Raw genomic sequence first — 14,059 nt, forward strand, 5'->3', positions numbered from 1 at the left:
TTGAATGCCGCTATAGCCGATCTGCAAGCACAAATTAATGGTCTGAACACCGAAAGTGCAACAGCGGCTGACTTATCTGCCTTGGCTGCTCAATTAGCGGCTACTCAAGCTGATCTTGCCACGTTGTCAGGCTTATCGGCTGCGGGTGATGCTGCCAATGCAGACGCGCTAGCGTCTGAGGTTGCGAGCTTAAACAGCGCGTTGGTTGCTGCACAGACGCAAATGCAAAGCAAGCTTGACCAAGCGGTCGCTAGCATTAACGTGGAATTGGTACATCTGCAGGATCAGATCAACGCCTTAGACGGCGATGAAGCGCTGGAGTTGGTGTTAGCACTGCAAGCCGCTTTTGCTGATGCTGAAGCCAAAATCGCGGTTCTCGAAGCCTTTATCGAATCGGCTGAAGCGGCTGATTTAGCCTCTGCACTGGAAAGCGAAGTGGCAGCACTTTATGCCGCCTTGAGTGACAATGTAGCGACATTGAACAGCTCCCTTAATGCACTCCAAGCCAGCCTGCAAGCCAATATTGATCAAGTATCCAATGATCTGTCTGCAGCCTTGAATGCGGCGATTGCCGATCTGCAAGCACAAATTAATGGCTTGAACACCGAAAGTGCAACCGCGGCTGATTTATCTGAATTAGCTGCTCAATTAGCAGCTACTCAAGCTGATCTTGCCACCTTGGCAAGCTTATCGGCGGCGGGAGATGCTGCCAATGCAGACGCACTAGCGTCTGAGGTTGTGAGCTTAAACAGCACGTTGGTTACTGCACAGACACAAATGCAAAGCAAGCTTGACCAAGCGGTCGCTAGCATTAACGTGGAATTGGCCAATCTGCAGGATCAAATCAATGCCTTAGAGGGCGATCAAGCGCTGGAGTTGGTGTTAGCACTGCAAGCCGCTTTTGCTGATGCTGAAGCCAAAATCGCGGTTCTCGAAGCTTTTATCGCATCAGCAGAAGCGGCTGATTTAGCCTCTGCACTGGAAAGCGAAGTGGCAGCACTCTATGCCGCCTTGAGTGACAATGTAGCGACATTGAACAGCTCACTTAATGCACTCCAAGCCAGCCTGCAAGCCAATATTGATCAAGTATCCAACGATCTGTCTGCAGCCTTGAATGCGGCGATTGCCGATCTGCAAGCGCAAATTGATGGCTTGAACACTGAAAGTGCAACCGTGGTTGATTTATCTGCTTTGGCCGCTCAACTGGCGAGCACTCAAGCCGATCTTGCCACGTTGTCAAGCTTGTCATCGGCGGACGATGCTGAGATTCTTGCTACATTGGATGCATCACTATTAGCGCTTCAAACCAGTTTAGTGACCTACATTGATCAGGTGTCCGAGGATTTATTGAGCTCGCTTAATAGCAGTTTTAATTATCTGCAGACACAAATTAGTGGCTTAGAAAATACGTCAGCGGCGGATTTGTCTGAATTGGCTGCTCAACTGGCAAGCACTCAAGCCGATCTTGCCGCATTGTCCACCTTATCGGCGGCGGGCGATGCTGAGATTCTTGCTACATTGGATGCATCACTATTAGCGCTTCAAACCAGTTTAGTGACCTACATTGATCAAGTGTCCGACGATTTATTGAACTCGCTTAATAGCAATTTTAATTATTTGCAGACACAAATCACTGGCCTAGAAAATACGTCAGCGGCGGATTTGTCTGAATTGGCCGCTCAACTGACTAGCACTCAAGCCGATCTTGCCACTTTGGCAAGCTTATCTGCCGCTGGCGATACAGCCAATGCTCAAGCCTTGGCTGCTGAAGTGGCAAGCTTAACTTTAGAGTTAGCTGCACTCGAAACACGTTTAGAAAACAGCATCATTGAAATGACGAGCGATCTTTCTGCATCCCTAAATGCTGCGATTGTGGATCTGCAAGCACAAATAAATGGATTAAAGACAGAAAGTGCGACAGCGGCTGATTTATCTGCGTTAGCAGCCCAATTAGCGGCCACTCAAGCCGACCTTGCTGATTTGCAAACTTTGTCAGCCGCGGGGGATGCTGCAAATGCTGCCGATTTGGCTACAGAAGTGGCAAGCTTAACATCGGCGTTGGAATCATTGGAAACGCGTTTACAAGACAGTATTGATCAAGTGTCAAGTAATCTTACAAGCGCTCTGAATGCTGCCATTTCTGATCTTCAAGCGCAAATTGATGGCTTGAGTACAGACAACGGAACGGCTGCTGGGGATTTAGAAGCCTTAACTGAAGAAATTGAGACCCTCAAACAAGAGATAGCAGATTTAAAATTAGCCTCAGGAATTGATACTGGACTGACTGATACACTGGATGATCTTCAAGAGCAAATCACAGGTCTTCAAAGTCAGATCGATGATTTAAAAGCGGCATTAGAGGCACTCCAGCCCCCCACCGATCCTTTCGAAGGCGATACCTTAGTCTTCACGGTTGCTGAGCTTTTTGGCAGCAATGGCACGGCTTCAGTCAGCATCATCGCAGAGGCACTGCTTGAAGTACTGGCAACCTATGATGCCAGTACCATCACCATCAAAGTGACTGAGGCGTTGACGGTTGCCCAAGCCACGGCGCTGTCGCAAGCAGGCTTAGTGGCAGGAGCAGACAAGGTCGAATACGACATACGCGACTACGCCACCACTGTGCAAGCGGCCCTAGCGAATCCAGATCAAAGCTTAGCATTAGTCGGTGCAGGCCAAGTTGTTGCCATTGGCAATGAGTTGAATAACACCATTGATATGGCGGTCATGACCTCTGATATCAATCTTCGTGTCGAACTGGACGATGGCAATGACACCTATTTTGCAGGCCGTGGCGATGAAACCATCGTTGGTGGTCAAGGCGCTGATACGATTTATTTAACGCACCGAGACACATCTGCAGACACCGTCGTTTATCAATCGATTCTTGATGGTCAAGTACTGCCAAATGTTCTACTAAGCTTCTCAACCAATGAGCAAGACTACCGTGAAGGTTCCGTTCTGACGGTCAGTGTCAATGGATTAAGTTATAGCTACACTGTGGAAAAAGATCAGACCGTCACTGAAGCGCTAGAAGCGCTGGCCGCAGAACTCAGACAGTCTGCAGATGTTCAGGGTGTGGTTCTTAAGGTCGATTTAGATGTGGATACAAAAGTCGCCGACTTGGACATCTTTGCGAGTGGCAGTGTGCTAAACGTGTCCGGTGGTTCGACAGGCACCGAGGCGATAGTTAACGCAGGTCTAAAAACACAGATCCAGGTTGCGTTCTCCAGTGATGCTGAGGACTATCCAGCGAATACCAATGGCACGAATACGACAGAATTTACACGCTATATTAGTGTGACGATCAGCGGTATTGTTATCTCTGCTGAAGTCGTTGCTGGAGAGCCCGCTGACTCGGTTGCTGCCCTTGTTACAGCCATTAATGCGGCGCGTCTGGTGAATGATGAGTCAACACTTGTCAGTGGTAGTGTAGATCATAACCCTGTTTATCTCGGCGATATTATTGCGGAGGCAACCGCATCTGACGCGGTTTTGACGCTTATTGCGAATAGCGTTGGTGAAGAAGATGGAGCCACATTTGACGTCTCTGAAGCGACGATCACTGTTCCGGGCGTGCAGCAAGAAGTGCAGGTGGAGTTTAGCAAGAACGATGCCGACTATTTCGATGGTGGTAAGTTGCGTGTGACGATTGAGGGTGCATTGATTGAAGTCGATATGGTTGCAGGTGATGCTAAAGCGACCATTGAAAGTTTGAGACAAGCAATTGTTGACCAAGAACTAACGAGTCTCGAATCTGTCAGGTTTGGCCTCACAGAAATGTCGGTGAAACCACAATCACGTACTGGATTGAGCGATAATATTCGTAGCTTCTCAGCAAATGATTTAGATCTTAGTAGTGCTACTGGGATTCAAATTCTGCAAGCAGGAGAAGGCTTTTTTCGTGCATCAGGTCACGGAAGTCTTGAATTTAAATTTTCTTTATTAAATAACGAAGTTTATGATGATGTTTATGCGCTAGTAGATGCTATTAATGCAATTTTAGATTCAGATGAAAATTACAAGTTAACCGCAAGTTATAACAGTGAGTTTAATGCGTTAGACTTTGTTTCTAGCTCGGGTGGATTTAGTGGAATCATCTCGGAATCATTCCTGACGTTCAAGGGAAAGGTAGTTGATGGTAGTGTTATTACACTAGTGTCTGCTAGCGAAGGCGAGGATACGCTGAGTGTTTCGGCTAGCTTGGATTATCCTGGTGAAGCCCAACAAGCTACGCTAGAACTAAACAACTCTCAAACAGGAAAGTACGCAGACTACACCTTTGATAATGATGGTCAAGGTCCTGATTTTGACCGTGCAGCTGAAGTCTATTTTGAAGACGGCAAGGCTTGGATTACCATCACCCCGGTTAATGCAGAGGGCGTGAGGGACACAAGTAATGCCGTAAAAGTCTCGGCAGAAATGGGGAAAGATGCAGAAGAGACCCATGCCAACCTTGTCGCGGCCATTAATGAGAAGATTAATGGCGTTGAAATACTCGGTGAGCCACCTGCCCCTGATCCCATCTTATCTGAACTCCTAATAGGTGCGGAGTTATCCGGCAACGGTATTACCTTAACCGCTAAAGAGAATGGCAAACAAACCTTCGAAATTAGCGACATCACCTTAGATTATCAAGGTGTTAAGCAGATCGCGACCGCCAGCTTTACCACCTCTGACGCGGCGTACTATGACGGTGGCAAAATTGCGCTTGTCGTTAAACTGAGCGAAGACAAAACAGTCACCTTCGAAGTGCCAATGAAAGCCAACGAAGGGCCTGCATTAGAAACACTAAATGATCTCAAGGCACTATTAGACGCTGCGATCAATGATGCGAATCATGAGCAGTACATAGGCGATGTCATCGGTGCCGTTGACTTTAATCAGGATTCAGGCGAATTCACTCTGACTTCGAAAGAGAGCGTTAAAGAAGCCTTTACCATTGAAGAAGCAACGATTTCTATTGAGCCGGTGCAGCAACAAGCGACGGCGAGCTTTAGCAGTGATGAAGCTGATTACTATGAGGGTGGATCGATTGGTTTAACCGTCAATGGTAAGTCGTATGTGCAGGAGATGTTAGGGTCGACTTCAGAACCTGCTTTACTTTTTAATTTTTATAATCATCATCACCATTATGATGCCTTTCTGACAAAAGATTATTTGCTTTATCCCATGTCTTACTTCACGCTGACCATAGATGGTAATGATTACGATAGTCACGTTTTTCAAACTTATGTTCAAAACATGTTTGAAGTGCAATATGGGCATATTCGAGTTGAGCACTTTTTGGTATGGTTAGAGAGCCTAAATGGTATAAATAATGCGGAAGTGGTCGACGGACAAAATCAAATAAAAATTACACCTGCGTCCGATGTGCAGGTTAATTTTACTGGTTATCTTGAATTTTATGGTCAAAATAGTTATTTCTTCTTGTGGAGTGGTAATCCAGATTCCATTATTTTCCAACCAGAAGAAAGTATTATTACTTCAACCCTAGAAGCCCTAAAAGCACAAATAGAAGCCGATATAGCACAAGATGATGACGATAGCTTCGGCCTAGAGTCAATCACCCTTAACGGCTCAACCTTCACCCTCACGGCGAAAGATGCGGAAGATGGCTATGGTGAAATCAATATCACCGACGTCTTTAAAACGATGCCTGCACAGTCACAAATCACTGAAGTCGACTTCAGCGGTGTATTGCCGCAAAGCGTGTTAGACGGCGAGCAGCCTGAAGTGAGTCTAGGCATCGCTGGCACCCAAATCACCGCTAAAGCGGGTATCGATGACAATGCCACCGTCATTAATCTTGCCCAAGCTCTTATAGATGCACGTGATGGGGTCTTTGAGACTTTCAACGTTACACAAGGTATTGTTGAAGGGACAGACGGCGAGTACTTCGCCCTAATAGGTGAACAGCCTCTGTCTGCCGATGACGCCCTCAGTTTTGAACGGATCGAAGGCACTTTAACCATCAATGGCACTGAGGTCGTTATTGACTTTATGCCGACTCAAGCCAGCGATGGGGCAAAAACGGGCTCCAGCGTTCAAGATTTTATCGACTACCTTAACAGCTTCCCGCTTGTGGGGTTCGTTGAGTTAATCAATGGCGTCATTGCCATCGCGCCAGTCGTTAACCTTGATGGGCCAACGACAATCGACGCTAACTTAAGCTTCAATGTTCAAACTGACGGCTATGCCGAAGCGGATTACAGCAATGCGTTTGTTGATCTCACTGGAGCAGAGGCCGTAGCCTTCGAGCCAGCTGAACCTGCAGCGTTAACCATCGACTTTTTCTACACAGGTACACCGACCAGCTTTACCAACTTCGATATTCGTTTGAACGTCAATGATGGTCCGCTTTTACAGGCCCAGGGAGTGATTGCAGCAGGGTCTTCGTTGGCTGATATTGCGATTGCACTGAATGCCAGCTTAGCCTTTAGCGGGAGTGTTGTGTTTGAAGCGGTTGGTAGCGATCAGTTGATTGCGCGTACTGTCGAGACTGGTGCTGAGGCGAAGCTGTCTTTTGTGAGTGCAAGTCTATTTACGGATGTGGGTGCGGGTACGGGTGTGGCGAATAACTCACCGGTCAATGGCAAAGATGAGGTCCTGGCTGAGGACGCGAAGCCTGCCAGTGTGCTCTTAACCGAGTTTGCCAACCTGAAAGAGACCGCAGTACTCAAAGAAGGCGATTATGACGTTGCGCTTTCAATTAATGGTCAATCGGTTACTACAGAGTTCAATGCCACTGGCGATGCAACAGTGGCCGAATATTTAGCGTTTATTGAGTCTGCTTTGCAAGGAGTGGCAAATGTTGAACTGACGGCCGATGGCTTACAAATCACCACCCTTGAGACTGGCAACCAAGCCAGTATCGAGATCGCGGCGGGCGGTTTGTCATTAACGACCTTTGCCGTGCCTGTTGCGGCTATTGCTGATAGCGTTGGTAAGGTTGAAGTTGACGGCACAACCTTGATTCTGACGGGTAAAAACCCGGGTCCAGATCAAATGAACGTTGATGATCAGGGCTACACGTATCAGGTGATTGATCCAGAGCTGAGCCGAGTGCAAGTGATCGATTTGAACTTCTCAAATTCACAGTTTGACAATGTCAGCACCACGCCGAAAGGCACACTGATTAGTGTCACTGTAGATGGCATTATGTCCTCAGTGAAGCTTTGGGATGCCACTGACCCGCAAATTGCAGAAGGTGATAATTACAATCCTCATATAGCGTATGTCAATGTTGCAGGTCTGACCAGCACACGTTCAGAAGTGATTGTTGCAGCCTTAAAAGCGCAGATGATTCTGGACCATGGTTTGTCTCCAACCTCATCAGAGAGCCAGTTAGGGGCCGTGTTACAGGGGTTTGTTAATATCGCGACAGGTGAGTTTGAGGAGTCAGCGAACTCGAACAGTCTGCGGTTAGTGTCCGGTGAGTTTGGACCGAATAGCTTAGGCAGTATTGCCGAAGGCAGTATCAGCGTTCTAGTTGTGAATGCTGCAGATGTAACTCTGACCAACGCGGTATCGGCTGAAACAGTGGAAGATGGCACATTTGTGTTTAAGGACGAAACATCGAGTCTTAACGTTTTTGATAAAACCCATGAGCCCGGCAGTCAGTATGCTCAAACAGGGCAGGATGCTGGGGTGATTAACTACAATGATTCAGTCGACGCCAGTGCAGAAGGTTCAGACTATCTGTTGACGCTGTTGGGCGATAATCTTGCAGACTTTATACAGGGATATAAGAGTGGAGAGTCGCTGAGTCAGTTACTTGATCAGTATGGCATCAACAAAGACTACCTCTACGATGAGTATGAATTGGGTGAGTATACAAATACAGCGCCCGATGACTCATTTGCCTCAGTGACAGTATCGGAGCTAGCAGGTTTAGTATCAGGTGGCCGCACGGCTAGTGATTACGCGCTTAAAGCGGGCAACTATAGCTTCATTATCCAAATTGATGATCGTCAGCCGGAGGTGATTGAGTTTACGGCGTCCGCTACTATGTCGCTTATGAGTTTGGTTGATAGTTTACAGGCGCGTTTCCGTCCCTTTGGACAGCAGGAAATAGCAACCGTGACTCTGACAGAGCAAGGGTTGGTGATTACTTCAAGGGATTCAGGTGAAAACTCCGCGGTCAGTTTCTTATCTGACACACCTCTGTTCATTCAGTCGGTTGCGATGCTCAATGGTTTGCTGGATATCAACGACCAAGTGAAGGAAGGTGTTGCAGCGAAAGATGTTGATCAAGCTTGGGTTAATCCGGGCACTAATCACAACAGTGACTTCGAAAACGCATCTTATTACGGAGATAATCCTCTTTCAGGAGAAAATAACGAGGGTGTGCAGCAAACCCATACTAACCCTGAATCAGGTTATGTTGCCGATACCAGTTCGCCGAATCCTAATTCTAGCAATACTAACCAAGGTGATGGCGATCTATTCGGATCTGATCCTGGAAAGTACACTGATGAAGGTTTAGTGACGGATTATTTAAATGGTGGAAATCAAAATGGTGATGGTGTCTACACCTCGATTGATAACAAGGATCTAACCAATATCATTAATGAGACGGAAGCTGTCGAAGGTGTGGAGGCTGGTGAGTTAACCGCCAGCGATTCTGAAGACTTAGACATTGAGGTCGTTGAAGAAGGCTTTGCTGAATATGCTTGGGATGATTCAGTAGTCGCTGTTCTCAGTATCGGTATCTCGGGTCCTGATGTGATTCATCATTTCCAAGTTGATCATGATCTGATTGCCTTGGAGGGCGACTTGTTGCAGTCGACAGTGAGTGGAGAGGTTGAGTATTTGTCCAGCTTTGAATTTAAAGCTGGATTTGATCTAAGCGAAATGGAGTTCGGCTTAATCAGCGCAGCGCACAATCAAGCGGCGCACATGACAGTCGCAGCAGCGGATTTGACCAATGCTGAGAAAGTGGCGGATTTGCTAAACGATTTGTTTAACTTCAACTCTGTTACCGACAATGGTGAGATTAATACCTCGATCTTTGCGGTAGCTGCCGCTGACAATGCCGATGTGACCGCCATTTGGGCACATCAGCAATCCTCAACGGATGACAGTAGTTTGGAATCCTACGAGATGAAACTCTTGGCGTTGGTGAATACCACGGGAGGCGAGTTAACCGCTGAAAATTTCTTGCCACAACCGTCTGAGCAACTCTTGGGTTAATGAAGTTTAGTCGTTAGTGCCATCAAAAAACGTCGCCGGGCAGCCGGCGACGTTTTTGTGTTTTGATTAAGACGATAAGGACAACAAGCATGGTAAATGTGTCAAATCGATTTAGGTGGAAGCATGGTCTGCTCGCTTTACTTTGTATCAGTGGCGTGTCGGCAATCAGTGCAGAGGAGTCCGTGCATTTAGCCTTAGATGAGAAGTTTGATGCGCAACAGGCCCAAACTCAGCAAATCATCCATGCATCCGAAGAGCGCTTGGCGGATTTGATGCGAGAGGCCCTGTCACAGCATCCAAATATCCGGGTGAGTCAGGCCGAGTTACAAGCGGCGCAAGACGATCGTGAAGCGGCCGAGTGGGGACGATTCCCTTCGGTTGGTCTTGATAGTCAGTGGCGATCCGGTGGCTTGCAAACCACTGCTCGTATTGAGCAACCTTTGTGGACGGGGGGACGTATTCGGGGCAACATCGATTTAAGTGAAGCCCGTGAAGATGATGCGCGTGCTGGGGTGATGGAAACCCAATTAAGATTGCTGGAAGAAACGGCGTCGGCTTTCTTCGAGATCCTGCGTTTACAATCACGTATTGCGATTGCAAAAGAGAATGAGCGTGAGTTGGAAGGCTTGCTGGGCACCATCGAGCGTCGTGTCCGCGCTGAAATCAATCCTGTCGCGGATCAAACTCTGGCCTCTTCTCGTTTGTACCAAGCGCAGGCCGATGTGCAGGTGTTGATGCGTCAATTAAGAGTGGTGCGCAGCCGACTGAATCAATTGGTGAACCGCGAAGTGTTTCACTTGGTCACGCCACAAGCCTTTGAGCTGGTCACGGTGAATGAGCCTTGGGTAGCGGATAGAGTGGTCAGTTATTCGCCCACACGTGAGCGCCTGTTAACTCAGGTGCAGCAAGGTCGAGCCGATATCGCCATTACCCGCGCACAGAGTTTGCCATCCGTGGTCTTAGGACACGAACAACGAGTTGGTAAGCGTGTGAACGGCGAGGACTCATCGCGCAGTTACGTTGGGTTACAGATGCAATTGGATTCTGGTTTGGCCAATTTTTCTCGAGTGAGAGCCGCGCATGCGCGACTGGATGCCGCTACCGATCGGATTCAGGTGTATGAGCGCGAGTTGCGGACCACAATTGACAGTTTGCAAGCCGAGATCGACACCCTAGAACAGCAGATTCCAGCAACGCAAAATATGCTGGCGGCTGCTGAGCTCATTGTTGAGTCTTACTTACGTCAGTTTCACGTGGGTCGAAAAAGTTGGTTGGATGTGCTGAATGCGCAACGCGAGAAAGCCCAGGCACAAGCCATGTTGGCCGACTTGCAAGCGCCGTTAGAATTGGCCAAGCTGCGATTGTTATTATTAAGCGGTGACATTAACGAGAACACCTTAGGACGTTTGGATGAGTATTGAGACTTCTCAAACCACCCCCCCGATTATCCCAGCCGCTGAGACGCGCAGCCCGCGTGAGGCATTAGCGGGTTTGTTGTCAAAGTTAGCCGGTCTGAAGGGGCAAGCCATGCCAGCCTTTCGCTTGAGCCTGATTGAGCAAAGCCGAGACGGTCTGCAGTTGGATGATTTGCCTTGGCGTGATCAATGCATTGAAATGTGGATGGCAGCCTTCCCCAAAGGTCAGTGGCGACAGACAGAGGTTAATAAACTCGCACCCGGCGATTTTCCGTTGCTGTGGGTCGCAACAGACTATGCCCTTGCCTATCTTGTGAAAGGGCGTTTAAGTCATGGTGCCTGCCGTGTTGAGACACTGGATGGAAAAACCCTAGAACTTCAGGCCTCTGATCTTAAGGGGGGCTACTGGCTGGCCTTCGAAGTGTCGGAAGCTGTGAGTTCTATGGGAGACTCTGCTCCTAAAAGTGCCAGTGATTGGTTTGCCTTTGCCTTGCGTAAGCATCGTCGCGTGTTTATCGAGGGCGTATTTGCGACCTTTATTATCAGCTCCTTAGCCTTGTTTTCGGCGCTATATACGATGCAAGTCTATGATCGTGTTGTGCCAACGCGTGGCTTTTCCACTCTATGGGTGTTAACCGTTGGGATCATGGTGGCCATACTATTGGAGTTCATCATGAAGCAGGCGCGTTCCTATATTGTCGAGCGTGCATCGAAGCGGATTGACTTGGAATTGTCAGACGTCTTCTTTAGCAAGGCCATGGACATACGTATGGATGTTCGTCCGGCGACGGTGGGCACTTTCGCGTCTCAGATTCGTAACTTCGAGTCGGTTCGCGCGTTTATGACGGCGTCCACTTTGTTCATTTTAGCGGATGCGCCCTTTGCGTTGTTTTTTATTGGCGTGATTGCCATGATCGGCGGGCCCGTGGCGTTGGTGCCCTTGGTGATGGTGCCGATTGCGGTGATGACGGGCTTTTTGGCCAGTCGTAAAATTAAAGAATATACGCGCTTGCAAATGACCGAGTCGAACCAAAAAAATGGCTTATTGATTGAGTCGATTGATGGCATTGAGTCGATTAAAGCGGCAGGTGGTACATGGAAAATGCAAGACCGTTATCGGCAGTTGACGCAAACACTGTCGGCGAATGAGCTACGTTTAAAGCTGTTGTCCATGCGCTCTACGAATTTGTCGCAATCGATTCAGCAAATTAACTATGTTGGGATGATTGCGGTGGGCGCTTATGCCATTAGTAATGGCCAGCTTTCGATGGGAGGTTTGATTGCCTGCTCGATTATCGCAGGCCGAGCCTTGAGTCCAATTTCGCAAATTCCTCAACTGGTGTCTCAGTGGAATAATGCCAAAATTGCACTGGAAGCCTTAGACAATATTATGCAGGTACCTAGCGACCGTGAAGTGGACGCTAAACTCATTATTCCCGAGGCGTGTGAAGGTCGAGTGCGTCTGGAAAAGGTCAGCTTTGGGTATACACAAGAACGTCCGACCTTTGCCTCTTCGGCGTTGTTAATTAAGCCGGGTGAGCGCGTTGCCGTGATTGGCTCTGTCGGCTCAGGCAAGTCAACGTTGATTAAACTCTTATCTGGCTTGTACAAACCGCAAGCAGGCAGTGTCTATTTAGACGATATTGATATGCAGCATTTGGCTCCGGCGTTTTTGCGTGAGCATATTGGCTATTTGCCTCAGGATGTTCGCCTGTTTAATGGTTCGCTAAAGGCGAATTTAACACTAGGCTTGCCAACCCCGAGTGATAGCCGTATCTTGCAGGCGGCGGCACTGACGGGATTGGATCAAGTGATTCAGAATCACCCTCAGGGGCTTGAGTTAGAGATTACTGAAGGTGGGCGAGGTTTATCCGGTGGGCAACGTCAGTTGGTGGGGTTAACCCGTTTGCTGTTGGCACAACCTAAGGTGATGCTCTTGGATGAGCCGACCGCTTCGATGGATTCTCGTCTTGAAGCCAAGGTCATGAAGCATCTGTTCCAAGAAATTTCACCTCAGAGTATTTTGGTAGTCGTCACGCATAAGCCAGCAGTCTTACCTCATGTCGATCGAATCATTGTGGTGGATTCTGGGCAAATTGTGATGGATGACACGCGCGATAAGGTGTTGGCTTTGATGCGCCAACCAGTAAAAGCGCCTACAACAGGCACGGCCCCTCACTAAGTGGAAAATTTATGAAGTTGTTATGGTTTTTACGAACCTCAGACGCCTCTGCATCGAGTCATGAGGACAATACCCAGTCACCACGTATTGTGATCTGGGGAACTTTGTTGGTGTTATCCTGCTTCTTTACTTGGGCATATTTTGCTGAACTCGATGAGGTGACACGGGCCCAGGGCGCGGTGATTTCGAGCTCAAGAACCCAGCTGATACAGTCACAAGATGGTGGCACCCTAGAGGACTTATTGGTTCGAGAGGGTGACACGGTGGAGGCAGGGCAGTTATTGGTTCGTTTGGATCGGACCCGTGCAGAAGCGTCGTACTTAGAAACTCGCGCGCATTTTGCGAGTTTGTCGGCCATTGCGGCGCGCTTGTTGGCTGAAGCTTTGGATAAAAAACCGGAGTTCCCACCGGTGTTAGATGACTATCCGAGCTTGGTGTCCAATCAGCTAGCGTTAATGCAAAAGCGACGCGCGGCACTGAATGAAGAGCTCGCGGCGTTGGCGAATGTGCGTTCATTGTTGGAGCAAGAACTGCGGATGAATCGTCCTTTATTGGCCTCTGGGGATGTCAGTCGCACGGAGTTATTAAGGCTTGAGCGGCAGGTAGCCGAAATGGATGCGCAGATTACCAATAAGCGCAATGCCTATACTCAAGAGGTGCAAAGCGAGTTGAGCCAAGTGATGGCCGAGGTCAGTTCGGTTGAACAGCAGTTGGCTCAACGCCGAAATCTGCTGGATCAAACCGAGCTGTTTGCACCCATGCAAGGTATTGTGAAAAATGTGCGGATCAATACGCTAGGTGGAGTGATACGTCCAGGTGAGGAGGTAATGCAGATCGTGCCTCTGGAGGATGATCTGCTGATTGAAGCTAAAATCAATCCGGGTGATATCGCCTTTTTGCACGTGGGTTTAGAGGCACGGGTCAAGATAGATGCCTATGATTTTACGATTTATGGTGATTTGCCAGGTCGTTTGATTTTCATTAGTGCGGATACCTTAAATGAAGATTTACGAGAGGGTGAACAGCCGTATTATCGTATTCGCGTGCGGACCGATGGTCGTAAGTTTAGTGCGACGGATCGGGAGTTGGATATTCAGCCGGGGATGACGGCAACCGTCGAAATCAAAACCGGACGCCGCACGGTGTTGCAGTATTTGACGAAGCCGATTATCAAAACGCTAAGTGAGTCGATGGGCGAGCGGTAATACGGGTAAATCGAGCCTAGCGTTTTACAGCCTAACCCAAAACAGCGTATAATCGTGCCTTC

4 protein-coding genes are annotated in these 14,059 nt (G+C 48.4%); all 4 read left to right on the top strand.

Annotation, left to right across the window (positions count from 1 at the left end; translation table 11 throughout):
- Window positions 1–81: 81 nt before the first annotated feature.
- The 4 genes from DN062_RS18605 to DN062_RS16980 all read left to right on the top strand — a co-directional run bounded on the left by DN062_RS18605 (window position 82) and on the right by DN062_RS16980 (window position 13,997).
- Window positions 82–9,195, top strand: coding sequence for a coiled-coil domain-containing protein (locus DN062_RS18605; RefSeq protein ID WP_205126767.1), 9,114 nt, complete (start codon window positions 82–84; stop codon window positions 9,193–9,195).
- A gap of 89 nt (window positions 9,196–9,284) precedes the next feature.
- Window positions 9,285–10,616 (top strand): TolC family protein, encoded by a 1,332-nt coding sequence (locus DN062_RS16970; protein ID WP_112160490.1) that lies wholly within the window; start codon window positions 9,285–9,287, stop codon window positions 10,614–10,616.
- Window positions 10,606–12,792, top strand: a complete 2,187-nt coding sequence (locus tag DN062_RS16975) for a type I secretion system permease/ATPase (protein ID WP_112160491.1) — start codon at window positions 10,606–10,608, stop codon at window positions 12,790–12,792. The genes DN062_RS16970 and DN062_RS16975 overlap by 11 nt, the downstream gene beginning before the upstream one ends.
- Before the next feature lie 11 nt (window positions 12,793–12,803).
- Window positions 12,804–13,997 carry an HlyD family type I secretion periplasmic adaptor subunit gene (locus tag DN062_RS16980; RefSeq protein ID WP_112160492.1) on the top strand — a complete coding sequence of 398 codons (1,194 nt, stop codon included), beginning with the start codon at window positions 12,804–12,806 and terminating at the stop codon, window positions 13,995–13,997.
- The last annotated feature ends 62 nt before the right edge of the window (window positions 13,998–14,059 follow it).

Source organism: Nitrincola tibetensis, from assembly GCF_003284585.1.
Taxonomy (GTDB): Bacteria; Pseudomonadota; Gammaproteobacteria; order Pseudomonadales; family Balneatricaceae; genus Nitrincola; species Nitrincola tibetensis.